This is a genomic window from Brumimicrobium salinarum (assembly GCF_002844555.1).
Classification (GTDB): Bacteria; Bacteroidota; Bacteroidia; order Flavobacteriales_D; family Crocinitomicaceae; genus Brumimicrobium; species Brumimicrobium salinarum.
Genome location: NZ_PJNI01000003.1, coordinates 183,155 through 208,123, shown reverse-complemented (window position 1 = coordinate 208,123; position 24,969 = coordinate 183,155). Strand labels below are relative to the sequence as shown.

Sequence of the window (24,969 nt, the reverse complement as noted above, 5' to 3'; positions counted from 1 at the left end):
GATAAAAATTAATATTGCTTACCTAACTCCGCGTCCTCCTACGTAATTATACCGAGAATTATTGTAATAGTTATACCGACTTCTGTCTGATATTGAGAGATATGTGTCATTGTATCTCCAGCTACCACCTCTAAGTGTTCTTCCTAGATAGTTTGGCCATCCTGATACATTTTGTATACCAGGAGTTGGTGTTGTTGTGATTTCTCCATCACCTAAGTTGCCGACAAAACTTGTTCCATTAGCATGAACTGATCCAACAACTGTTTCAGATGCATTTCCACTTAAATCCATAACCCCATAATAGCTAGCTCCAGATTGATGGCGATTGTTTCCAGGTTTACCAGCAAACCCGACTCTCATAGGTCCATGGGGAGTTGTATTATTATATTTAGAAATACCGTGTGCTGGAGGGATTGTATTCGAAGCTGATTCGGTTGCTGTACCATCTGTAACAATAGAGGTAACACCAACAATTAGAGGGGTTCCCCAAGCCTTTTCATGCTTTACAGGTGTAGCAGGACCACGAGCGATTTTTTCAAACTCTAATTCTGTCATTGGTCGCAATGCTGACCAGTCAAGATAGGCTGTTAAATCATCCCATATCATGTTCGTCATCGCTCTGTGAGGGTGAGTAGCAACAATTGTTGGCCAAACACCTGTAATGAGTAATCTGTATGCAGTTAATTGAGGAACTGCACGTGTAGCTGCTTGGTCAGATGCAATAGTGTTTAGAAACTCCGTATATTGCCCCTGAGTTAATTCGTATTTCATACAGTACACTTCATTATAGCCTTTCGGATAGCTAGAGGGAAGATTTCCTGGTCTCGCACTTGTTGTTGTTAAAGAACTAAGATTACTGTTTGATATCGATGACTCACTTGTAACATGATAAGGCTCTCCTGTTGTTGATTTTTGAAATGAGCCATAAGATGCACCGTCACCTAAATAGAAAGCTCCCTGAGGAATCTGTACCATTTCAATTCCAAAAACTTTAAAATCATAAAGTCCTGAAGGTAGGTCTCTAACCCTAAGAGTTACCATTGAGCTCGATATGTTCCCAGCGCCAACACTACTTCTTCTGACAAATAATCCCTTAGCATTCGTTGACGCATCTTTTCCATCAATGTATACTTCTAATGGAGAGGAAGCAGTGTGAGCAGTTGAAACTGGAGATAAATCTGTATGTGACCATTGAGAACCACCACAATCTCTTTTTTTAACAAATAACCATACTGCGTCATGGTTATATGGGGGGGAGTCTGTTCTCCAACTATTCTCCCAGCTTATCTCAAAAGTTAAGGTGGAATCATTTAATAGTGTAACATCACCAATAGATAAATTATTTGCTAATGGAGATTTGTATATTACTAACATTGTAATAATAAGAAAAGGAGTTAAAATTTTAAACTTCATAATGAAATGCTTTATTTATTAAATTATCTTACACCACGTCCACCAACATAGTTATATCTTGAATTGTTATGATAATTAGACAAAGTTCTGTCTGATACTGATAAGTGTTGAATAGGTGATTGCCATGACCCACCTTTAAGTGTTCTTCCTGAATAATTAGGCCATCCTGTTACATCCGGTAGTCCTGGCGCAGGAGTTGTACTTATCTCCCCATTTCCTAACTTTCCTGTAAATGAAGAGGCCGCTGAAGTATAGGTACCTACTGTCATCTCTGTAACATTTCCACTGAGGTCCATAACTCCATAATAACCAGCACCTGATGAAACTCTATTTGTCCCTGGCTTTGCAGCAAATCCTGATCTTAATGGGCCATTAGGTCCTGCAGGTGTTCCTGCATATGTGGCTGTGCCATGTCCAGGTGCAACAGTTGTTGACGATGATTCGGCAGGTGTGCCATCGTTTGATAAACCTGCAACTTTTGTGATTGAAGTATTACCCCAAGCGTATTCATTTGCAACAGGGTATGATGGTCCTCTTGCTATTTTTTCAAACTCCAGTTCAGTCATAGGGCGTAATGCGCTCCAATCTAGGTAAGCGGCCATATCATCCCAAATCATGTTTGTCATAGCTCTGTGTGGGGTAGTGGAAACAAAATTTGGCCAACTCCCAGTGTATATAAATCGATTACTTCCAAGAGCTGGTACGTTACGATCCGCGGCTTGATCATACTGCAAAGCATTTAAAAACGAAATGTATTGTCCTTGCGTTATCTCGTATTTCATGCAATATATTTCTTTATATCCTTTAGGATAAGCAGTTGGAAGAGTGGTAGGAGGGTAGGAGTTAATACTCCTTAGAGTTGTGCTTGAAATTGAACTTTCGTTATTGACCAATCTCGGGTTGTTATTAGAACTACTTCTAAAAGAGTTTTGAGATGCCCCATCACCCAAATAAAAGCTGCCTTCAGGTATTTGAACCATTTCTATTCCGAAAACCTCAAAATCAAACTCTCCAGCTGGCATATTAATGATATTTATCGATATACTGTCATCAACAATATTTCCTACGCCATCTGCTTTTCTTCTAAGGAACAAACCTTTTGCGGCTGCAGCACCATCTCTTCCGTCGATGTATATTTCTAACGGATCATCTGCATAGTGATTTCCAGCACTTGGAGATAAGTCAACATGACTCCACTGATTTGTAGCACAATCAATTCTTTTGATAAATATCCAAACTGCATCATGGTTTTTTGGAGCGGTACTAACTCTCCAACTATTTTCCCACGAAATATTAAATTGAATACTACTTGTTGTTGCGGTAACATTTGTAATTTGTAAATTGTTAGCTGTTGCTAAAGATCCAGTCATTAAAAGTAATGACAACATGAATAATTTAATGCACTTCATAGTATAGTATTAAAAAAAGTAAGCTTTAATTAAAGTGTAATTTTAACAATTATTTGAATAGAAAGTTCTTTTTTTATAGATTTAATTTTGATTACCACCCTTCGTAAGCCAATCATAATGGAGAGCTGAGTGGTTTTGTGTGTTGGTAGTAAGCGTTTTACATTCTAAAATGTACTTTCAAAAAAAAATGCGTCCAAAATAATTTTGTCAATTGTATTTATCAATAAAACATTTTTAACACTTAATCTGTTTTGTTACTATAATAAGTAAATGTACTTTTGCGTTAATACGACTTTAAAAGATGACAAATTTCAAACCTGGTTTACTCTTAAAAGACATCAATACCCCAGCAGATTTAAGAAAGCTGACTGAGGAACAATTGCCGCAAGTTTCAGATGAAGTGCGCCAATATATTATTGATGTCGTATCAGAAATTGGTAACTCTCACTTTGGTGCAAGCCTTGGTGTTGTTGAGCTTACCGTAGCTTTACATTATGTTTTTGATACGCCTAACGATCAATTGGTTTGGGATGTTGGACATCAAGCCTATGGACACAAAATCCTGACTGGAAGAAGAGATAACTTTCCAACTAATCGAACAAAAGGCGGGATAAGTGGATTTCCAAAACGCAGCGAAAGTGAATATGATACTTTTGGTGTTGGACATTCCTCTACTTCAATTTCAGGAGCATTAGGTATGGCGGTTGCCAATCGATACAAAGGTTTGCCAGATCGTCAGCACATTGCCGTTATTGGCGATGGAGCAATGACCGCAGGTTTGGCTTTTGAAGGCATGAATCATGCTGGGTTTGAAAAAGACGCTAACCTACTGGTTATTTTGAATGACAATTGCATGTCTATTGATCCAAATGTTGGGGCGCTAAGAGATTATTTAACCGATATCACCACTTCTCATACTTACAATAAAGTAAAAGATGAGGTATGGACGATGTTGGAAAAGGTTTCAAAATTTGGTCCGGATGCGCGTTCAGTCGTAAGTAAAGTATCTTCCGCTTTAAAAGGAAGTTTACTAAAGCAAAGTAATATGTTTGAATCTTTGAATTTCCGTTATTTCGGGCCAGTGGATGGTCATGACGTAATTGGACTTTCTAAAGTTTTGAACGATTTAAAAGATATTCCAGGGCCAAAGATTTTACATTGCTTAACCAAAAAAGGAAAAGGATTCAAATATTCTGAGGAAGGAAATCCAACGCAATGGCATGCGCCAGGGGTTTTTAATAAAGAAACAGGTGAAATTGTAAAGATTGTACCAAGTTCTCCTCAACCTCCAAAATATCAAGAAGTTTTCGGACACACCATCGTTGAATTAGCGGAAAGAAATGACAAAATCATGGGAATTACCCCAGCGATGCCTTCAGGTTCTTCGTTAAATATCATGATGAAAGCAATGCCAGATCGTTCTTTCGATGTGGGAATTGCAGAACAACATGCCGTAACATTCTCAGCTGGTTTAGCAACTCAAGGTTTGGTGCCTTTCTGTAATATTTATTCTTCATTTATGCAACGTGCGTATGACCAGGTTATACATGACGTAGCTTTACAAAATTTAAATGTTGTCTTCTGTTTGGATCGCGCAGGTTTTGCAGGAGCAGATGGAGCAACACACCACGGAGCTTACGATATCGCTTACATGCGTAGCATTCCAAATATGATTGTTGCTGCCCCAATGAATGAAGCCGAGCTAAGAAACATGATGTTTACTGCTCAACAAGAAGACATGGGACCATTCAGTATCCGTTATCCAAGAGGAAAAGGCGTAATGACAGAATGGAAAACCGTCATGAAACCTATAAAAGTAGGAACAGGAAGAAAAGTTACTACGGGAGAAGACATTGCGATTTTATCAATTGGTCACCCAGGAAATTTCGCACAAGAAGCGATCAAAGAATTGGAAGGGATGGGCGCTTCGGTAGCACATTACGACATGCGTTTTGTAAAACCATTAGACGAAAACTTATTGCACGAAATATTCTCGAAATTTGACAAAGTCATCACGATTGAAGATGGATGTTTGATGGGCGGAATGGGAAGTGCAATTTTAGAATTTATGGTCGATCAAGGCTACACTTCAAAAGTAAAAAGACTCGGCATTCCCGATGAATATATTCACCATGGAACACAACAAGAATTATACGCTGACGTAGGATTCGATGTAAATGGAATCATTAAAACGGTTGTGGAAATGATGCCGGAATTGGAGAATTCTATGAGTAATGAGGAGAAGTTGAAGTATGCTGTGGGGTAGAGCCTACGGCTGCTTAAGGCTTTAAGCAATAAGCTAGTTTGAATAATTTTCATTTGTATTATGAATATCAAGTTAAGAGCCGAATGGAATAAAAATATTGATTCAGATATTGAGCTTGTTTTGAATCATCATATCGGTAAATGGATAGGTGAACCCAATCAAAAATACACTATTGATATAGAATACTTTGACGGAGGAAGAAGTGATACCTTCTTTGATTGTTTTTTATCTGAAAGTGAAATTATTGAAATACTACCTAATCTTAAATACCTAGAAGAGTTTGAGGAGCATTTTGAAACGCATAAACTCTTAGTTGATTCTAAATTCTTATTTCCTATTATTGAAGATGCTTGTGGAGTATTCTTTATTTCTACTTATGGTAAATTTACTGGTCAAATATTTCATGTAGATAATGGAGACTTCGGCTTTGCTTTCGTAGCCAAGTCTCTTGAGGATTTTAAAGTACGCATGAAAGCGTTTGATTTTTAAATTTGTAGATATTGAATTCTATTGTTAATGTTTAACGCAGCGCTGCAATTCACGATTTATTATGTGGTTTTGAATGGTTTTTTATAACGCAACTAGAATTAGATTTCTCAATGCAAGCATTTTCGAAATGACATTCATTTTATGATTTAGTGGCGAAAGAGGCTGTTTCAAGCTTTGCTTGAAACAGCCTCTTTCGATGTCCTACTCATATGACTTTTCATTTCGATCATTGTGTGAAATCTTTGATTTTACTCGATGGAGAAATCTGTTTTAGGAAAATCGTGATTAGAAAAGGAATTCTTTTTAGTTGACCAAGTCGTGGTCTACAATATAAGTGCTTCTGCCTTCTTTCCTTTGCGTAACTCTGCGAATCTTTGCGAAACTCAGCGTAAGTTATATCAAATAAACACCCTATAGGCCTTTGTGACTCCTCCATGATCCCTGTGTAAGAAGAAACCTTCTCCTATTGCGTGACTCAGCGTCCCCACCTCTGCGCAACTCTGCGAATCTTTGCGTAAACCTAACGAAGAGTATCTTTCTTTCCCTTTGGGTTAAAACTAAATCTCAATAGTATTACATGCCTAAAGCATACCGCCAAAAGCTTAGAGCCATTAATATTTCACAAAAACATTCTTCGGCTCTGTAAAAAACTTCATCGCTTCCCAGCCACCTTCACGTCCAACTCCAGAAGATTTCGTTCCACCAAATGGTGTTCTTAAATCTCTAACCAACCAAGCGTTAATCCAAACAATTCCTGCTTCGATGTCATTGGCCATGCGGTGCGCACGTTTTAAGTCATTGGTCCATATCGTAGCCGACAAACCATAATCTGTTGAGTTTGCCATTTGTAGAACTTCTTCTTCTGTCTCAAAAGGTGTGATTGTAACTACTGGGCCAAATATTTCTTCTTGATTTGTTCTGCAATCGAATTTTAATCCTTCGATGATCGTAGGAGCAATGTAGAATCCTTGGTCATAAGGCGCATCTAATTTCACTTGGTGTCCTCCGGCTAAAATTGTTCCACCTTCTTCTTTGGCTAGATCGATGTAACTCAACACTTTCTCCATGTGTGATTTTGAAACCACAGCACCCAATTGGGCTTTTGGATTATTTGGAAAGGAAACCTTTGATCTTTTAATTTTTGCTACAAATTCGGCTTTAAATCGCTCATAAATTCCTTTTTGAACGAAAATCCTCGATCCACACAAGCAAATCTGACCTTGATTGGCAAAACTTGAACGAATGGTTGTGCTTAACATTTCATCAAAATCACAATCGTCGAAAATGATATTTGGATTTTTCCCACCTAATTCCAAAGACAATTTCTTGAACATTGGAGCAGCAATTTTGGCTATCGTTTTTCCTGTAGTTGTGCCACCTGTAAATGAGATTGCTTTGGTGATTTCATGGCGAACAATTGCATCTCCAGCTGTATGTCCGTATCCATGAACGATATTCAAAACGCCTTTTGGAAAATTGATGTCCTCCATTACTTTACACAACAAATAAGCAGTGTAAGGCGTAACTTCAGACGGTTTAGCAACAACGCAATTTCCTGTAGCCAAAGCTGGAGCGATTTTCCAAGAGAACAAGTATAAAGGTAAATTCCAAGGTGAAATACACCCTACAACACCAAGTGGTTTACGCAATGTATAGTTAATTCCTATGCCAACCATTTCATGCGATTCCGAAGCGTAATGCTGAATTCCAGTAGCGAAAAACTTAAAGTTTGAAATCGCACGCGGAATATCTACATGTTCTGCCAACTTAATTGGTTTTCCATTGTCTCGACTTTCTGCTTCTACAAATTCCTCCATTCTCGCAGCAATTCCTTCAGAAAACTTCATCATCCAATCTCCACGTGCTTCAATACTTAGGCCCGACCAGCTTGAAAAGGCTTCGTTAGCGGCTTTAATTGCTTCTTCCACGTCTTCTGATTGGGAATCTGGAATTTGAGAATAAACAGTTCCTTTCGCAGGTTCTATATTGTCAAAATAGTTGCCCCCCTTTGGTGCGACAAATTCTCCGTTGATGTAGTTTTGAATTATTTCCATTTGCTAATTTCCTTTCTTGTAAAAATAAAAACTTAAAACACATTCATAAGAACGCACAGGAATAAATTTAATAAATATGCTTTTTCATACAATTTAGTTTTGTTTGAAAAATAACCAATTGAGTTCAAGTCTCAACTTCATATACTAGTGATCTTTTTATCATTTACCTTTACTTAATGACTGTGCTCTGTTTCTCTCTTCAACATCTCAGCAATCAAATAATAAGCATCATTCTGAACCACCAAAGCACCATCAGGCATTTCCTCCAACAATTCTATAGCAATCCATCCACCTTCTTTCTTTCCAGATTTCACTTCTAGTAATTGAAATTCAAATTCATCGTTTTCTAGCTCGGGATTCTGCATTGTGATAAAAATATACTCTTTCCCATCTTCGGTAATTACCGCACTTTCAGGCAAAGCTTTTAATTGCTTCGACTGCGTAAAAATCTTACCTTTGATGTACATTCCTGCTACCAAATGAAAATCCTTTTCTTCAATTTCTGCATGTACGTGAACTGCTCGAGGAGCTTCTTCAAATCGTTTCCCTACAGATATAATTTCCGCTTTTAAGGGCTCATCTGAAGTTGAAACGGTAAACTCTATCTTCTGACCCGTTTTAACGTGCATTACATCTTTTTCAAAAACCATAAAATCTGCATGAACATGTTCCGAATTCACAATCTTAAACATCGAAGTTTGTGCTTCTACAAATTGTCCAAGCTGAATGTCTATAGCTTCCACAGAACCTTTTATCGGACTACGCACCGGAATTCTGTCGTACAAATTTCCGTTTTGAATGCGCTGTAAACTCAAATCTAGTTGTTTTAACTGTGCTGCATATCCATTCATATCGCTTTTATTCGACAAATACTCCGCCTTTATGCGTTGCAATTCTTTTCCTGAACCAATTTCAGCTTCGGAAAGTTTTTCTTGTCGCTCAAACTGTTTCGCTAAATATTCGTTTTGGTGATACGCCTTAACATAAGCCGTTTGAATATTGATGAAATTCGGGTGACTCAAATAAGCAATGATTTCATTTTTTTGACATCCGTTCCTTCAATCACTTCAACGGAAACCACATTCCCACCCAAAACTGCGGTTACTGTGGCTTCATGTTGTGGTGGGACTTCCAAACTTCCATTGGTGTAAACGATACCTTCAAAAGTGTGTCTTTGCAAAGTGTCTAATTCAATGTTTAAACTGTTGAATTTTGTCGCAGAAAGATGCACTTCATCATGCGCATGTTCGTGTTCTTCTTCCTTTTGTTCGACTGCTTTATTTTCTTGATTTGTCGTGCATGCTGTCATTCCAATTGCGAACAACAAACTTGCTATATATAATTTATGTGTTTTCATTTTATTTCAATTTTTAAAAGGTGATTAATTGGCGTTTAAATAGTATTCTAACAAATAACGCTGGTTGAGATATTCATCCAACGCTTCCCAAGCATCGACTTCAATGCGAATGGCTGTCCTTACGGTTTGTAAGAATTGCGTGTAATCAATTGCGCCTTCTTGAAAAGCCGTAATTGCACTTTCTCTTTGCAATTGTGCCATCGGCAAAGCTTCTTCTTGGTAATACGACCATGTATTTTGCCATTTTTGATATTCCTCGTAAGTCGTTTGCAGTTCCGTATTCAACTCCATTTTTTGTTGATCATAATCGGCTTGAACGATTTTACGCTGAATCTTTGCGGCTTGCGATTTCCCCAATTGTCGGTTAAAAACAAGCGGAATACTGATCCCAATTTCATATTTATAAAACCCAGTTTCTGCTCCAATTTTTTGTTCTCCAAACCCTGCGCTAATCTTTGGTAAATACTGTGAACGTTGCTGTTTTACTTCCGCATCTGCTACTTCAATTTGTTGTGCATAATAGGACAACAAAGGATGATTGGAATTAGAATCTCTTTGCAGTTCCATAACTTTAACCAATTCTGATGCTGCTATATTTGGAACCGTAAAAACGGTATCACTGACCAACCACAAATTAAGTTTTTTCACTGCTTTGAGATAATCGTAATGTTTTTGGTCTTTTCTAATCCGCAATTCATTGGCTTCGTTCGCCGTGGATAAATAAGACAAACGAGAAACATCTTCCAATTCATAACGCCGTTTTTCGGTGTCTTTGATTTTTACAAACACAGAATCCAAGGTTTTATAGACTTTGTAAATCGCTTGTCGGGTATAAACTTCTGCCCACGCTTTTTTGACTTCTTTCCGAATAGATAATTGCGATAACTCCAAGGCTTTTTCTGCCAACACCACTTGCTGATTTTGCGCTTTTACTGCTGGAACAATTCCAAAAATGTCAATGTTTTCTTGTTGAACTCCAATGCGGGTGTAAATTCCATTCGAACCATTCCCAACTTCATCTTTTCCCGTATAAATGGAAGTGTTTCCAAAATTCCAAGCCGTTTTTTTGAGCACTTCTTGTTGTTCGATTTCCAATTGCTTGGATTTTAGCATTGGTAAACGTGCCAAAGCTTGAGTTTGCGCATCTTCAACCGAAATGGTTTGCCAGTTTTTGTCGTTTCCGTTTTGTGCATTTATCACAGGAGTAAACAATAAAAAGACAATCCCTATTCCCATGGCTAACGTCGGGTTTTGCTTCTTTTTTCCTTTTCTATTTTCCAAATATGCGTAAAGAATCGGCAAGACAATTAGCGTGAGTAGCGTTGCGCTGATCATTCCGCCAATCACCACAGTTGCTAATGGACGCTGGACTTCAGCACCTGCCGAAGTAGAAAACGCCATTGGTAAAAATCCAAAAATATCTGTGGTGGCAGTCAACATAATCGGACGAATTCGTTCTTTCGTTCCTGTAAAAATTCTGTCTTTAATGTTTGTCATTCCTTCCATTTTTAATGAATTAAATCGATTAATCAACACCAAACCATTCAATACTGCCACGCCGAAAAGAACAATAAATCCAACGCCGGCAGAAATACTAAACGGTAAATCGCGTAGCCACAAAGCGTAAACTCCGCCAATTGCAGCCAATGGAATCGCAATGTAAATCATGATGGATTGTGTGAATGATTTTAATGCAAAAAACAGCAAGATGAAAATTAAAATCAAGACGATGGGCACCACTATCAATAGACGATTAGTGGCACTTTCTAGGTTCTCAAATTCTCCGCCGTAGGAAATGTTATATCCCGCGGGAAGTACAAATTCCTGATCGATTTTAGCTTGAATATCGGTAACTACAGATTTCACATCTCGACCTCGGGTATTTACACCGATATACGTTTGACGATAAGTGTCTTCTCGTGAAATTTGCATTGGTCCAGGAGCATATTCGATTTTCGCAAATTCTTTTAACATCACTTGCGAACCGTTGGGTAAATCCACATACAACTTGCGAATATCATCAATCGATTGGCGGTGTTCTTCTCCATAGCGTACTACTAAATCGAATCGGCGTTCTCCTTCGTAAATGGTTCCTGCAATTCCTCCAGCCAAGGCGGTGCTTAAATACGTATTGAGTTGTTCAATGGTTACGCCGTATTGTGCCACCTTTGCGCGGTCAAATTGAATATTGATTTGCGGTAAACCTGATGTTCTTTCCGCATTTATATCACCAACACCATCAATTGTTTTGACTAAATTCGATAATTCTGTGGCCTTTTTATTAAGGATTTCTAAATCGTCGCCGTACAATTTTATCGCAACATCTTCTCGAACTCCTGTCAACAATTCATTAAACCGCAATTCAATCGGCTGACTAAACACAATGTTAACACCAACCAATACTTCGGACAATTTATCTTCCATTTTATGAATGAGTTCTTCTTGCGTTTCGGCACTGGTCCATTTGCTGTGATCTTTTTCTAAAATCACAAACATATCGGCAATGTCCATCGGCATTGGGTCGGTGGGAATATCTGCCACACCAATTCGCGAACCTGCAGATTTCACTTCAGGGAAATGTTCCAATAAAGTGTTTTCAATTTTCTTGGAAGTGGCAATCATTTCCTCCAAGCTACTTCCCGGTCGAATCAAAGCCTGAATCGCCAAATCACCTTCTTTCAATTGCGGAATAAATTCTCCTCCCATTCTATTGAAAGTGAATAATGTTATTCCCAGAATAACAACCGCAATCACAATTACGAGCGCTTTAAATCGTAAAGCAAACGCCAAAACAGGTTGATAAACTTTGTTGATTCCTCCTATTATTTTATTGCTGAAGTTTTCTAATCCTGCTTCAAATTTGGCGTAAATACTGTTTTTGTTTTTAAGAGGACGCATAAACAAAGCGGTCATCATGGGCACGTAAGTTAAACACAAGACAATAGCCCCAATCATAGCAAATCCAAAAGTGTAAGCCATTGGTTTAAACATTTTTCCTTCAATTCCTGTGAGAAAAAGTATCGGCATAAACACAATAAGAATGATGGTTTGACCAAAAAAAGCTGATTCCATCATCGTGTTACTGGATTTGATGGCAATTTGATCCATTTCCTTGCGAGAAAAACTGAGTGTTCCTTTCCGCATGCGTTTTTGAATTTCGTATACCGTTCCTTCAATGATAATGACGGCCCCATCCACGATAATTCCAAAATCAATAGCACCCAAGCTCATCAGGTTTGCCCAAACGCCAAATTGTTTCATCAAGATAAACGCAAACAGCAAGGCCAAAGGAATCGTAGTGGCCGTGATCAATCCTCCACGGAAACTTCCGAGCAGAAGTACCAAAGCGAAAATCACAATCAGTGCTCCTTCGATTAAGTTTGTAGAAACTGTATCTGTAGTTCTGGCAATCAACTCACTTCTATCTAAAAAAGGTACTATTTTTAGTCCTTCAGGCATAGAATGTTGGATTTTATCTATCCGTTCTTTTACGCGAGAGATGACTTTATTGGGGTTGGCATCTTTCAACATTAACACCATTCCACCGACGGATTCTTTTCCATCTTTGGTGAATGCTCCATAGCGCACTTGGTGACCATAGTCTACACTTTGGGCAATATCGCCAATCGTTACAGGAACATTGCCTTCTGATTTTACAGGAATTTGACGAATATCCTCCAAGGAACGAATTAAGCCTTCACCTCGAATAAAATTCGCCATTTTATTGCGTTCAATATACGCTCCACCGGTGTTGGTATTATTGTCTTCCAACGCTTTGTAAACATCACCAATCGTAATGTCCATCGATTTTAATTGGTCGGGATCTATACTGACTTCGTATTGTTTTACGTTTCCACCAAAAGCGTTTACGCCAACCACACCATCAATTAACGTCAGTTGTCGGGCAATAATCCAATCTTGAACGGAACGCAATTCTGTGATGTTATACAAAGAATCGTAGCCTTCTTCTACTTCGATGTTGTACTGATAAATCTCTCCCAATCCTGTGGTAATCGGTCCCATGCTGGGCGCGCCAAATTTATCGGGGATGTTTTGACGAACATCAATTAATTTTTCTTGTACCAATTGTCGGGCGTGATACGTGCCCACTTCTTCCTTAAAAACAATCGTCACCACAGACAAACCAAAGCGAGAAATCGAACGAATTTCTTCAACACCAGGTAGGTTTCCCATTTCTAACTCTACTGGATAGGTCACAAATTGCTCGATATCTTCGGTAGATAAATTCGGTGAAACCGTCATCACCTGCACTTGATTATTGGTGATGTCTGGCACAGAACCTAGGTTGATTGTACGCATGGAGAAAATTCCAAAACTGATAATCGCCAAAGTCATCAAGCCAATGATGAGCTTATTTTTTATGGAAAATGATATAATTCTATAAATCATTTTTTCTTGTATTTAATTTTATAAAATCGTGCTTCCGAAATCAATCGTAAATTGAAAATATTTCTAATCTAGCTGCTGTTTTAATTGTTTTAAACAACGTAGTTCTAGTATGAAAACACGTGAAATGCGGACTTCCTTCAATAAAAATCCTGAATAGTATTCCTTAAAAGAATACCTTTAATTTTATACAAGAAAATGTGGTGGACCTCGTTGCTGTTGCGCTTCTTTGTCAGGTGGAGTATAATTGGGTCTTACATATTCAAAATACGCTTTAGGACTTTCTAAAGTAGGCAAGAAAAACTGAGGATGTTTAAAAACAGCAATCACTGCCAATAATTTTACATCAACAGGTGTTTTGTGAATGTTGGCGAAAAAACCGAATTCGCAATTTTCTTTTGGATTGTCTAGGTCATCAAAAATATGCTGCAAAATATTGATGATATTGGTTTCATCATCGTGTTCTTCGTGTCCGATGTGCTGATGTTCTGCAGGAGTATATGAATTAGGATGAAAATGATTTACATGAAGGGATATCACATGGTCGTGATGTTCAAATTCACTTTTACATCTCGGCATTAAATTGTTGGTTAGTCCAATAATGTGACTAAGGATTAATAATATTGATATGAGAGAACCAATAATTTTCATTGGGGTAAAGTTAATTGTTTTGTGGTTTAGTTCAAAATATTCAGCATAAGTATTTTGCAATCGTAAATCTTAAATGATTAGAGAATCAACTAAAAGTAGATGTGTTTTTAACAATTATAAACTATATAGTAAAGAATCATATTGAATATTTGATTAAAAAACTGTAATCTTAGATAACCCAAAATTCTCAAATGCATCAAAAAATAGATTTTAAACAAGCTTTAATTCCATCGATAATAGAAAGTCAAGTTCTTTCGGCGTTACAATACTATCCATCATTGGTTAATGTGAATATTAGATTTAAGTTTAAAAAGAATATAAAAAAATCAACGATGCAGGCTCAACCAACTTGGAAGAGCTTTTTTCGATCACGAAAAAACAGGTCTTACCTTATTTTAATTAGTGAAAAATTTAAGATTTCAGATAAAGAATTTTCAACGATTGATGTTCCTAAAGATGTTTTTATAGGTTGGATTGGTCATGAGTTAGGACATATTATGGATTATCAAAATAGAACTAAATTAAATCTTGTTTGGTTCGGTATCAAATATTTATTTTCTCCAACTCATATTGTTGCGGCAGAGCGTGCTGCCGATACTTTTGCAGTATTACAAGGGATGGAGGGCTATATTTTAAAGACTAAAAATTTCATTTTGAATCATGCTGATATCTCTCCTAAGTATAAAAAGCGGATAAAAAGATTCTATCTTTCTCCAGAGGAAATAATGAATTTAGTCAATAATCGCGACAATATCATACCTTAAAAGTCATTGTTTGCGACCTGACCTATTCAAATACTATACTTTGGTTTTTTCTACAAATTGCCTCCATGCTTCAAATTTTTCAGGAGATAAGACTTTTGCTAATTTAACTTGTCCACCTTTTTTCTTGTTTTTTTCTGACCATTCATAAAATTTTTGCACTGGAACGGTACGCACATTTACACCTTTAAGCGCCTTGTTTCTTGCGACCTTATAATTTTTATTCGCTTCTTTAAGGTAAAAATCTAAAGCACTGCTCAATTCGTTTTTATCCACAGTTTCATCACAGCCAATGTCCCAATAATGATGAAAGTCACCATCTTCATTTCTTTTAGCGCAAACAACATATTCTTTAATTTTTAGATTAAATTGCTTCTCTAAATGTTGCATAGCGTCATCCATTTTGTTTACTGACAATTGCGAACCAACGGTATTTAAAAAGAATTTTGTCCTTCCTGTTATTTTAATTTCAGCTCTTTCAATATTGGTAAAAACGATTGTGTCACCAATTTCATATCGCCATGCACCACTAACAGTACTAATTACTAAAACGTATTCTTGGTCTAGTTCTACCTTGTCAATAGTCAGGGAGGGTGCGTTTGCAACTAAAGATCCATCTGCATTTATATATTCTGCTTTAAAAGGAACAAACTCAAAATAAATTCCATTGTCAACAAGTAACTTCATCGATGTTGTTTCTGGTCGGGTTTGAGATGCGATAAAACCTTCAGAGGCGAAATATGTATCGATAATGGTTATTGGTTTTCCTAAGAGTGCATTAAAACTTTTCTCGTAGGATTGGAATGCCACTCCACCAGAAGTATACACTTGAAAATTTGGCCAAATTTCGTGTATGTGTTTCACTTGATGATAGTCAATAACTTTCTTTATCATCAATTCGATCCATGTTGGAATTCCGCTAATAGCACCAATATCCCATTCTTTAGCGTTTTTAGCAATTGCTTCTATTCTTTCGTCCCAATCTTCGATTTTAGCAATATCTTCACCTGGTTTATAGTAACCTTTAAACCAGAATGGTATGTTCTTAGTACTAATTCCGCTTATTTCACCTTCCAAGAAATTTTTATTTTCTTCGAGATTTGTGGAACTTCCCAACATCATTATGCTTTTTTCAAAAAGATTAGGTTCTACATCAAAATTACTCAAAGCTGTGATTTGGCGAATTCCTGCTTTTTTTATAGCATCAAGCATTTCATCTGAAACTGGAATTCGCTTACTTTCTTTGCCAGTTGTTCCAGAACTTAACGCAAAAAAGTCTGGTTGTCCAGGCCAAGAAATATTAGCTTTATTTTGTCGATAGCCAGACCACCATTCTTTATTCATTTTATCATAATCAAAATAAGGGATTTGTGTTTTGAAAGTTTCGGGTATATTGTTTGATTCAAGAATTTCTTTAAACTTATACTGGCGACCAAAATCTGTATCTTGTGCTGTTTTTAATAGATTATTCAGTACTTTCCGTTGCGCTTCAACGGGATTCACTTCTTCAGTAATGAGATCTTTAAAATCGATTAGACCTTTAATGATATTTCCGAAAATGGGCATATTGTTTTTTTTTGCCTTCAAGCTAAAGAAAAGTAAGGAGTGTAATATTTAAAAAATGTTATATTTCATTGTGTGATCAACATTATTGATTTCTTAAAAAGAAACTATAGTTCAACTATTAATTTAGGTTGATTCTTGTTAAACAGTTGCTTAACATAATTTAACATCGTGAAGTCCAACTATAACCTAACATTAAACATATTTGTAGGTACAAATTAATGTTATGGAAGAAAACACATCCTCTTCGCTTACACCAGCAGAAAAGATCAAACAACTTACGGCTAAAATTCAAGATGAAAAGCCTTTGATTGACATGGTAAGAAAAGAAATGTCATCGGTAATTGTAGGACAAGGTCAAATGCTTGAAAGATTGATGGTTGCACTTATGGCAAATGGACATATTTTGCTAGAAGGTGTGCCAGGTCTTGCCAAAACTTTAGCAATAAAAACAATGGCAGATGTTATAGGCGGTGATTTTAGTCGAATTCAATTTACCCCAGATTTACTTCCTGCTGATGTAACAGGAACTCAAATTTACAATCAAAAAACACAAGAGTTTTCAGTTACTAAAGGACCTATTTTTGCCAATTTTATATTAGCTGATGAAATAAATCGAGCCCCTGCGAAAGTTCAGTCTGCGCTTTTAGAAGCCATGCAGGAACGCCAAATTACAATCGGTGATGAGACTTTTCAATTACCAAAGCCGTTTTTAGTTTTAGCAACTCAAAACCCAATAGAGCAGGAGGGGACGTATCCATTGCCTGAGGCTCAAGTAGATCGCTTTATGTTGAAAGTAACTTTGGAATATCCAAGCCCTGAAGAAGAGATGATTATTCTTAGAAATAATGTGAGAAGAGAAGGGTTGAGTAAAGCAAAACCTGTGATGTCTCCTTCAGATGTTATCCGATTGCGAAACTTGGTAAGAGAGGTTTATTTGGATGAAAAGATAGAAAAATACATTATCGATATTGTTTTTGCAACACGTGATCCGAAGAAATATGACTTAAGCAATCTGGCACCTTTGATTGCCTTTGGAGCATCGCCAAGGGCAAGTATTAATTTGGCTTTGGCAGGTAAAGCGAATGCTTTTCTAGAAGGAAGAGCATATGTGATTCCCGACGATATTCGAGCAATAGCATCCGATGTAATACAGCACCGCTTGGGATTAACTTATGAAGCAGAAGCAGAGGGAGTAACGGCACGAAACATTGTCGAAAAAATTCTTTCAAGGGTCGAAGTACCTTAATATTCGTTTAAGACGTTGTGTGATAAATAAAAATAAATTTTTATCGAATTGATATAAATGGAGACCAAGGAGTTATTAAAAAAAGTAAAAGAGATAGAACTCAAAACACGAGGGTTAACAAAACAAGTGTTTTCGGGTGAATATCATTCTGCTTTTAAAGGTCGTGGAATGACTTTTTCTGAGGTGAAGAATTATCAATTTGGGGATGATGTAAGAAGTATAGATTGGAATGTTACTGCACGTTTTAACGAACCTTTTGTAAAAGTGTTTGAAGAAGAACGCGAATTATCAGTGTTTTTAGTTTTGGATATATCCGGATCAAATAACTTTGGTACGCGATTAAAATCGAAAAAAGAGTTGATGCTTGAAGTGGCCGCTGTTCTTGCTTTTTCTGCTGTTGCGAATAATGATAAAATAGGTGCGATATTTACAACTGATCAAGTAGAAAAGTACATACCCCCTAAAAAAGGAAGGTCGCATGCATTGATGATCTTAAGAGAATTGATTTTATTTAAACCAAAACATACCAGAACGCAACTTGATATAGGTCTGAAGTTTTTTAGGAATATTGTAAAAAAACGGAGTATCTGTTTTGTAATTAGTGACTTTTATGATGAGAATGATTTCTATGATGCTTTAAAAATAGCCAATCGAAAACATGATATGGTGGCATTACGGTTATATGACCCAGCAGAAAAAGAGCTTCCAAATTTAGGTTTGATAAAAATGTTTGATGCGGAACAAGGTGTCGTGAAGTGGGTAAATACTGGTTCAAAAAAGGTTAGAGATAATTATACTGAACAATATGAGGAGTCTCAACAAAAACTTCACGATATATTTAGACGTTCCGGAGTTGATTATGCCTCGCTTTCTACAGAAGGAAAGTATTTAATGGAATTAAATAAATTGTTTTTAACGAGGAGCAGATGATTAGATATTTTTTAAATATTATTTGTGTATTGTTTGTTTCCTTTTCAATGCTAGGTCAAGAATTGAAAATGACAATTGAGACAGAAGAGGTCTTAATTGGTGAACCTTTTTCTATCCATTACTCAGTTATAAGTGAAGAAAAAATAGACAGCTTGATATTCTTTGATCAAGAAGATACTTTTTCGGCCAAAATAAGTGATGACCAAAAAAGTGACCAAGTAAGTTCAACTTATGATTTAGAAATCTTAACTGCATTTACGGATACAAATTACCAGTCAAACGGACGTTATGTTTGGCGGGGAACATACGAAGTAACAGGTTGGGATAGTGCTTATGTTATAATTCCACCAGAGTTAATTTACATTGAAGACAGTATGTATGTTTTTCCTGCAGGATTAGTCCATATAACCTCGCCAACATTAGATCCTAACCATCCGCTTTATGATATTAATGAGTCTTTTACAGAATTACCACAAGATAAATTCTTGTTTTTAAAAAGCTATTGGTTCTTTGCGTTAATTCTTGCGCTTATCATAGCATTGGTTTTTATTTATTTTAAAAGAAAACCCAAGAAAGAACAGAGAATAAGTTTAAGAGCAGAATTTTTAGGTAAAATTGATCGGCTTGAAAAAAGTAAGAGTTTCGAGACCAATTTAAAGGAATATTATTATGATTTATCCATCATTCTTCGGCGATTTTTTGCTGCTCATTTGCAAGAACAAATTTTGGATAAAACAACTGGAGAGATTGAAGTTATTTTAACCAAATATGGTCTTGATCAAGAAAAAGTACTTTTGACACGCAAGTTATTAACCCAATCAGATATGGTTAAATTTGCACGTTCAACGCCCAGTATTGAAGAAGTTAAAAATGTGACCAATTATGCACGAAAAATAGTGAATGAAATTGCAGATTTAGAATTGAAAGATGAATAATTCTCTACTTTATCATATACGTTTTTGGGAGTACAATCTATATGCACCATATTGGTTGTGGTTGTTACTTCTTGTGCCTATTGTACTGGTTTTACGTTATAAACGGGTAGAGAAAAGTGAAGGAGTAATCAAATTTTCTAGACCCCTAAAAAACTTAAAAGCTGTAGCTTTTAAACCGATAAAAACATTGATTATAACTATATACATTGCTTTAGGCATTGGATTATCAGCATTAATATTTGCCATGGCACTTCCATACTTGCCGCATTCCGACACTACAGAAAATGATTTTGGTGAGGGAATTGATATTATCATTTCCATGGATATTTCTGGAAGTATGATGGCCACAGACTTTTTGCCTAATCGATTTGAGGCAGCTAAACAAGTTGCTAAAGAATTTATTGATGGTAGGAAATCGGATAGAATTGGGTTTGTTGTTTTTGAAGGTGAGGCCTACACCGCTTGTCCAGCTACACGTAATTACGATTATTTAAAACAAACTATTGATGAGGTTCAATCGGGTGTGATTGAACCTGGAACCGCTATCGGTACTGGGTTAGGTACTGCGGTAGCGAGGCTGAAAAGTGATAGCTTGTCCTCAAAAGTGATTATACTTCTAACGGATGGAGAGTCAAATAAAGGTGAAATCTCTCCTATAGCCGCTGCAGAATTAGCAAAAAATAAAAATATTACTGTTTATACTATTGGAGTCGGTAAAAAGGGGATTGTAAAAATGCCAATTAATACTCCGTTTGGACAAATAATGCAAAACACGCAGGTTAATATTGACGAAAAACTACTTGAAAAAATGGCGAAGATGACAGGAGGTGAGTATTTTAGAGCCACAGATGAAAACTCATTGAGGAAAATTTATCAGACCATTGATGAAATGGAGACCGTTAAGATGGTAAATAGCACAGTGAAAAGAGAACCTCCCTATCGACCTCACACTTTTATGCTAATAGGTATGATACTCATATTTTTAGGGCTAATGACTGAACAAATACTTTTAAAAAAACATGCCTAAAAGAGAGTTTAAATATCGATTATTGTTTTTCCTTGGTGCTGTTATAGCATTGGAGTTTGTTTTTTGGCTTTTGACATGGCAGGTGCTTAATATTTTTGGGATTTTTGATACAAATTTAGCAGGAGAACAACTTAACTTTTTAAATCCGCACCAAGCTTGGTGGTTCGTATGTATTCCATTACTTATTGTTGTTTTTAGTTATCAAATTTATCAACGCAATCAACTTATTGAAAATCTCGGAAGTGTTAAAACGCTAAGAACATATATTCGACCAGTTTCCACGCGAAATGTCTTTATTCGATATTTCTTTATTCGGAACGCCTTGGCTTTTTTAATTTTTGCTTTAATGCAACCAGCCTTAGGTACAAAAACAGTAAAAGGTTCAAGTAGTGATATAGAGTTAATATTTACAGTTGATGTTTCAAATTCTATGAATACCAGAGATATTGAAGGGGGTGAAACAAGACTTACCGTAGCCAAAAGGGTTATGAATCAGTTGATCAATGAATCCTCTGCTGGTCGAGTGGGTTTATTGGTGTTTGCCGGAAATGCATATCCTCAATTACCACTTACTGCAGATAAAGCCGCAGCAAAGATGTATATTGATGAACTTAATACTTCTATCATTTCAGATCAAGGAACTCATATTTCTGCTGCTTTACAAGAAACGAGTAGATTTTTCTCAAAAGAGAAAAATAAAAAAATAATGGTTTTAATAACTGATGGAGAAGATCATGAAGGTCAAATGAAAGATGCTTATAAAGCAATCAAGGATAAAAATATAGAAGTTTTTTTAATGGGAATTGGAACAGAAACCGGCGGTATTGTGCCTCAAAGTGAAATGCCAAATGCCAGATCACTTAAAGATAATAATGGAAGATCTGTTGTGTCTAAAGTTAATTTAAAGATGTTGGAAGAAATGGCTGCTGCTTTAAATGGAAAGGTGTTTTTGTCAAATGAATCATTTCCGAATCTTTCTAAAATTTTAACTGAATTTAACAGCAATACCGGAGATAAGCCGATAAATTTATCCTTTGAAGTTGAACACAATCGATTTCAATGGCCTTTAATTTTGTCAATATTATTTTTATTAATGCTTTTAGGTCGAGAAATTACTTTAAAAAAAGAAAATATAAGTTGATTAGAATTGCAATCATATTACCTTTTATAATGCTATCCTCTTTGCTGTTTAGTCAAGATTGGAAAGAAGAATTAAGACTTGGAAAAAAGTTTTATGTGCAAGGAGATTATGAAGCGGCATACCAAAAGTTTCTAAATGCCCAGAAGTTAGCTCCAGTTGAAATTGATTTATCTCAAGATATTGGAAATGCTGCCTATCGAAATAAGAATTATGAAATGGCTGAGAAGGCTTTTAGCGCTGCTGCAGAATCAACAGAAGATGTCGAATTACAAACAAAGCAGGTATATAATATTGGAAATAGTCAAATGCAAAATAAAGATTATGCTTCTGCCATAGAAAGTTACAAAGATGTACTGCGTAAAAATCCAAATGATAAGGCAGCGAGATATAACTTAGCTCAAGCTCAAAGGAAATTAAAACAAGAAAAAAAGCAGCAGGAGAAAAATCAAGATAAAAGTTCTAACGATAATCAGGATCAACCTTCCGATCAACAGAATAAAAATCAAGAAGGCAATCAAAACGATAAAGAGCATCAAGACCAAAATCAAAGTAAAAACGATCAAACACAATCTGATAACTCAGGTGGCCAAGATCAAAATAATTCAGGTGGCAATCATGAAGCCAAGTTAACAGAACGTAAAACAGAGCGTATGCTTGAAGATTTACTGCGACAAGAAATTAAGACAAAAAAGAAAATAAGAGGCGTGGAGTCAAATAAAGAAAATCAAAATAGATCTGATAAAAAGTGGTAAGAATATTTTTTATATCATTTTTCGTATTCATTTGTAGCTTATTTGCACGAAGTCAAAATCAGTTTGTTGATTTAGAAGTGAGTCCTAAAAGTGTAGAGGTAGGACAGGCTGTTACAATAACCATAAAAACAAATGTTGATGGAGACTTAGACATGATTTTACCCGATGAGTTTATTCAGTCTGGGGCGGTTCAGTCAGGGATGTCTTCATCGATTGAATATGTTAACGGTCGTCAAAAAGCAATTCGATACAATTTCCAATCTTTCACAGGATATTTTGAAGGTGAAGGAAAATTTACCATAGGTCCTGTAAAGGTGAATACGAAAAATAAAGAATATGCTTCAAAATCATTTATTATCAATGTGTCATCTCGTCAAAATATGATTAGTGATGATCCAAGTAAGAACCTGAATCAACTGGTTTTTGGAATTATTCAACAATCAAAACAAGAAATTTATGAAGGTGAATCAATTGTTTTGGAAGGAAAGGTCTTTGCACAGGCAGAAATACTTAGGGTTGAAAATTATACGCCCTTTAAATTGGATGGACCAGCAGAGAGTCATGCTTTAGGCAGACCCAACCAAGTTACTAGCGCATACGAAGTCATTAATGGAAAGGATATACAAACATTTAGAATAGGCAAACAGTTGATGTTTCCTGAAACCGTAGGTGAATTTACTATACTTCCATTTCAAACGATTATCGCTTATAATGATCCTAGAAAAATCTTCCCTGAACGGGAAAAAGTTGTATCTAATACTACTGTCTTAACTGTCAAACCACTTCCTGAGGGAGTGCCTGAATATTTTATTGATGCGGTTGGGAAGTTTGAACTTAATGCAAAACTTGCTAATACACGACTAGATCAGGGTGGCGTAGTAGAACTAAAGGTAGAAATATCTGGAGAAGGAAATTTGCATAATATCAAAAACCCTGAAATAAAATTGCCTCATGGTCTTTCTTTTTATGGTGATCCTGAAATTACAGATTCTATTTCTTTTACGAGTAATGGAGCTGTTGGAACCAAGTATTTCACTTATTTTATTCAGGTAAACAAAGGTGGAGACGTGCATTTGAATCCTGTGAAAATTGCTTATTTCGATCCAACAAATGAAAGCTACGAGGTTATATCGGCCAAGGTTAAAACACTTCGTGTAAAACCTGATGCTGATGCGCCAGAGCTTGAGGAAAGAGAGGAGGAGCAAGAGGTGGAAGACCCTGTCATGTTACCGTATGTGGTTAAATACCAAAAAGATAAAGTTCAACCCGTATCATTGTTAACGGGTTGGGGTGGCACTTTGTTATTTTGTTCTCCAATTATGCTTGGGTTTTTACTAGGAATGGTCGTTAGATTAAATAAAAAGAACCAAACAAAAAAAGATTTTTTAAAGCAAGAATCACAGTTGAGAAGTGATATTTTTAATGAGCTGAACACACTAAAGACAGTGGAGAATAACAGTGATAAGGTGATCCAAATCACCCAGTTATTGATAATGTTTTTAGCGCATCAGTTCGGAGTCCAAAAAGGAGAAATCACAAGAGCACTTTTGAAAAAGAATGTGCCAGAATTATTATCACAAAAACAATATGTAGCGTTTATTAATGTTTTTGATGAGTTAGATTTGTTGAAATATGGTGGTAGTTTTAATGACACTGACATCAATCCATTAATTGATCGTATAGAGGTTTTAATAAAAGGATTTACGAAATGAAATATTTAGGAAGTATTATTTTCGGCTTATTGTTTGCTTTTAATAGCTTCTCTATTGATTCTTTATTTAATCAAGGCGTCGAGTCCTTGTATAATGAAGATTTTGAATCAGCTCAAGCATATTTCGAAGTAGACGTGTCACAATCACCATCTTTCTCTTCCTTCTACAATTTGGGTGTTGCATCAGGAAAATTAGAACAGTGGGATAAGGCAAAGTGGGCTTTTGAGTCCGCATTAAAGTACAAACCTATGAACGGGGATGCTCAGTATAATGCGTCATTTGCAACTACCCAGATTAATCCCGGAGTCGAATGGACGCATCCTTATCCTTGGATAGAACGAATCATTTTCGGATTTGGATTTAATCTTTGGATCGTTATGGCTGTTTTATCTTCTATTGTGATTGGGGTACTACTCTTTTTGATTTTAGCCCGAAGAAAAAGCATTAATAAAACTAAGAAATGGTGTTTAAGACTTCTTGTACCCGTTTCTATTGTCTTTTTAGTTTCAATGTATGGAATTCAAAAGTTAAATAATCATTTTAATTCAGAGCGATTTGCGATAGTAAAAAGTCAAGAAGTCGTGTTCTATATCTCTCCCAATGGGATGGAAATAGACGAAAAACCTGTTAAAGCTCAGCGATTTTACATTGAGAACTTTTTTAAGGATAGCACTTGGGTACAAGTAAGGTCCCAAAAAAATAACTTGATGTGGATAAAACATGAAAACCTCTATATCTATTAAGTTATGTTTTCGCATCCGTAGAGCTAATTAATGCATAACTAGATCAATAATGTTCAATTTTTATCCTTAAATGACTTTAAATCACAATGTATTTTCTTTGCTTTTAAATA

The 24,969-nt window shown here is 36.1% G+C and carries 19 protein-coding genes; 11 read left to right on the top strand and 8 right to left on the bottom strand.

What is annotated here, in order from left to right:
• Positions 1–18 precede the first annotated feature (18 nt).
• Positions 19–1,413, bottom strand: coding sequence for an SUMF1/EgtB/PvdO family nonheme iron enzyme (locus tag CW751_RS05170; RefSeq protein WP_205677785.1), 1,395 nt, complete (start codon positions 1,411–1,413; stop codon positions 19–21).
• A gap of 23 nt (positions 1,414–1,436) precedes the next feature.
• Complete coding sequence (locus CW751_RS05165) at positions 1,437–2,822, bottom strand: formylglycine-generating enzyme family protein (RefSeq protein WP_205677784.1); 1,386 nt, start codon at positions 2,820–2,822, stop codon at positions 1,437–1,439.
• A 301-nt stretch (positions 2,823–3,123) separates the two neighbouring features.
• Here CW751_RS05165 and dxs point away from each other — a divergent pair, with 301 nt between their 5' ends.
• Both dxs and CW751_RS05155 read left to right on the top strand, forming a co-directional pair.
• Positions 3,124–5,088, top strand: coding sequence for a 1-deoxy-D-xylulose-5-phosphate synthase (gene dxs, locus CW751_RS05160; protein ID WP_101333927.1), 1,965 nt, complete (start codon positions 3,124–3,126; stop codon positions 5,086–5,088).
• A gap of 60 nt (positions 5,089–5,148) precedes the next feature.
• On the top strand, positions 5,149–5,577 hold the full coding sequence (locus CW751_RS05155) for a hypothetical protein (protein ID WP_101333926.1): 429 nt from the start codon (positions 5,149–5,151) through the stop codon (positions 5,575–5,577).
• A gap of 611 nt (positions 5,578–6,188) precedes the next feature.
• On the opposite strand, the gene CW751_RS05150 is transcribed toward CW751_RS05155, so the two are convergent.
• The 5 genes from CW751_RS05150 to CW751_RS05135 all read right to left on the bottom strand — a co-directional run bounded on the left by CW751_RS05150 (position 6,189) and on the right by CW751_RS05135 (position 14,046).
• Complete coding sequence (locus CW751_RS05150; protein ID WP_101333925.1) at positions 6,189–7,631, bottom strand: aldehyde dehydrogenase; 1,443 nt, start codon at positions 7,629–7,631, stop codon at positions 6,189–6,191.
• A 173-nt stretch (positions 7,632–7,804) separates the two neighbouring features.
• A complete protein-coding gene (locus CW751_RS05145; RefSeq protein WP_205677783.1) occupies positions 7,805–8,653 on the bottom strand; it encodes an efflux RND transporter periplasmic adaptor subunit in 849 nt (282 codons plus the stop codon).
• Positions 8,650–8,988: a hypothetical protein gene (locus tag CW751_RS15555; RefSeq protein ID WP_205677782.1), complete on the bottom strand. Its 339-nt coding sequence runs from the start codon at positions 8,986–8,988 to the stop codon at positions 8,650–8,652. Before CW751_RS15555 ends, CW751_RS05145 begins: the two co-directional genes overlap by 4 nt.
• A 24-nt stretch (positions 8,989–9,012) precedes the next feature.
• A complete protein-coding gene (locus tag CW751_RS05140) occupies positions 9,013–13,398 on the bottom strand; it encodes a CusA/CzcA family heavy metal efflux RND transporter (RefSeq protein WP_101333924.1) in 4,386 nt (1,461 codons plus the stop codon).
• 183 nt (positions 13,399–13,581) lie between these two features.
• Positions 13,582–14,046, bottom strand: a complete 465-nt coding sequence (locus CW751_RS05135) for a hypothetical protein (RefSeq protein ID WP_101333923.1) — start codon at positions 14,044–14,046, stop codon at positions 13,582–13,584.
• Between the two features lie 191 nt (positions 14,047–14,237).
• Here CW751_RS05135 and CW751_RS05130 point away from each other — a divergent pair, with 191 nt between their 5' ends.
• The gene (locus CW751_RS05130; RefSeq protein WP_101333922.1) at positions 14,238–14,810 is read left to right on the top strand and encodes a hypothetical protein; all 573 of its coding nucleotides are present in this window, start codon (positions 14,238–14,240) and stop codon (positions 14,808–14,810) included.
• A 33-nt stretch (positions 14,811–14,843) separates the two neighbouring features.
• Here the strand turns inward: CW751_RS05130 and CW751_RS05125 are convergent, their stop codons facing one another.
• On the bottom strand, positions 14,844–16,373 hold the full coding sequence (locus CW751_RS05125; RefSeq protein WP_101333921.1) for a GH3 family domain-containing protein: 1,530 nt from the start codon (positions 16,371–16,373) through the stop codon (positions 14,844–14,846).
• A gap of 223 nt (positions 16,374–16,596) precedes the next feature.
• On the opposite strand from CW751_RS05125, the gene CW751_RS05120 reads away from it, so the two are divergent.
• From CW751_RS05120 to CW751_RS05085, 8 genes are read left to right on the top strand one after another with little or no spacing between them, the layout of a single operon-like run.
• A complete protein-coding gene (locus tag CW751_RS05120) occupies positions 16,597–17,619 on the top strand; it encodes an AAA family ATPase (protein ID WP_101333920.1) in 1,023 nt (340 codons plus the stop codon).
• A 57-nt stretch (positions 17,620–17,676) separates the two neighbouring features.
• On the top strand, positions 17,677–18,549 hold the full coding sequence (locus tag CW751_RS05115) for a DUF58 domain-containing protein (protein ID WP_101333919.1): 873 nt from the start codon (positions 17,677–17,679) through the stop codon (positions 18,547–18,549).
• Positions 18,546–19,484: a hypothetical protein gene (locus tag CW751_RS05110; protein WP_101333918.1), complete on the top strand. Its 939-nt coding sequence runs from the start codon at positions 18,546–18,548 to the stop codon at positions 19,482–19,484. Before CW751_RS05115 ends, CW751_RS05110 begins: the two co-directional genes overlap by 4 nt.
• Entirely contained in the window at positions 19,477–20,511 is a 1,035-nt protein-coding gene (locus CW751_RS05105; RefSeq protein WP_101333917.1) for a VWA domain-containing protein, read from the top strand. Before CW751_RS05110 ends, CW751_RS05105 begins: the two co-directional genes overlap by 8 nt.
• Positions 20,504–21,652, top strand: a complete 1,149-nt coding sequence (locus tag CW751_RS05100) for a VWA domain-containing protein (protein ID WP_101333916.1) — start codon at positions 20,504–20,506, stop codon at positions 21,650–21,652. Before CW751_RS05105 ends, CW751_RS05100 begins: the two co-directional genes overlap by 8 nt.
• The gene (locus CW751_RS05095; RefSeq protein WP_165779223.1) at positions 21,649–22,404 is read left to right on the top strand and encodes a tetratricopeptide repeat protein; all 756 of its coding nucleotides are present in this window, start codon (positions 21,649–21,651) and stop codon (positions 22,402–22,404) included. Before CW751_RS05100 ends, CW751_RS05095 begins: the two co-directional genes overlap by 4 nt.
• Entirely contained in the window at positions 22,398–24,116 is a 1,719-nt protein-coding gene (locus CW751_RS05090) for a BatD family protein (protein WP_101333914.1), read from the top strand. Before CW751_RS05095 ends, CW751_RS05090 begins: the two co-directional genes overlap by 7 nt.
• Positions 24,113–24,859, top strand: a complete 747-nt coding sequence (locus CW751_RS05085) for a type II secretion system F family protein (protein ID WP_101333913.1) — start codon at positions 24,113–24,115, stop codon at positions 24,857–24,859. Before CW751_RS05090 ends, CW751_RS05085 begins: the two co-directional genes overlap by 4 nt.
• Positions 24,860–24,969 lie beyond the last annotated feature (110 nt).

Bases quoted from the DNA above. Each gene is read 5' to 3' on its own strand.
- CW751_RS05100 (WP_101333916.1), top strand. From the start codon at position 20,504: ATGCCTAAAAGAGAGTTTAAATATCGATTATTGTTTTTCCTTGGTGCT.
- CW751_RS05125 (WP_101333921.1), bottom strand. From the start codon at position 16,373: ATGCCCATTTTCGGAAATATCATTAAAGGTCTAATCGATTTTAAAGAT.
- CW751_RS05140 (WP_101333924.1), bottom strand. From the start codon at position 13,398: ATGATTTATAGAATTATATCATTTTCCATAAAAAATAAGCTCATCATT.
- CW751_RS05165 (WP_205677784.1), bottom strand. From the start codon at position 2,822: ATGAAGTGCATTAAATTATTCATGTTGTCATTACTTTTAATGACTGGA.
- CW751_RS05130 (WP_101333922.1), top strand. From the start codon at position 14,238: ATGCATCAAAAAATAGATTTTAAACAAGCTTTAATTCCATCGATAATA.
- CW751_RS05105 (WP_101333917.1), top strand. From the start codon at position 19,477: ATGAATAATTCTCTACTTTATCATATACGTTTTTGGGAGTACAATCTA.
- CW751_RS05115 (WP_101333919.1), top strand. From the start codon at position 17,677: ATGGAGACCAAGGAGTTATTAAAAAAAGTAAAAGAGATAGAACTCAAA.
- CW751_RS05085 (WP_101333913.1), top strand. From the start codon at position 24,113: ATGAAATATTTAGGAAGTATTATTTTCGGCTTATTGTTTGCTTTTAAT.
- CW751_RS05155 (WP_101333926.1), top strand. From the start codon at position 5,149: ATGAATATCAAGTTAAGAGCCGAATGGAATAAAAATATTGATTCAGAT.
- CW751_RS15555 (WP_205677782.1), bottom strand. From the start codon at position 8,988: ATGAAAACACATAAATTATATATAGCAAGTTTGTTGTTCGCAATTGGA.
- CW751_RS05170 (WP_205677785.1), bottom strand. From the start codon at position 1,413: ATGAAGTTTAAAATTTTAACTCCTTTTCTTATTATTACAATGTTAGTA.
- dxs (WP_101333927.1), top strand. From the start codon at position 3,124: ATGACAAATTTCAAACCTGGTTTACTCTTAAAAGACATCAATACCCCA.
- CW751_RS05110 (WP_101333918.1), top strand. From the start codon at position 18,546: ATGATTAGATATTTTTTAAATATTATTTGTGTATTGTTTGTTTCCTTT.
- CW751_RS05150 (WP_101333925.1), bottom strand. From the start codon at position 7,631: ATGGAAATAATTCAAAACTACATCAACGGAGAATTTGTCGCACCAAAG.
- CW751_RS05120 (WP_101333920.1), top strand. From the start codon at position 16,597: ATGGAAGAAAACACATCCTCTTCGCTTACACCAGCAGAAAAGATCAAA.
- CW751_RS05135 (WP_101333923.1), bottom strand. From the start codon at position 14,046: ATGAAAATTATTGGTTCTCTCATATCAATATTATTAATCCTTAGTCAC.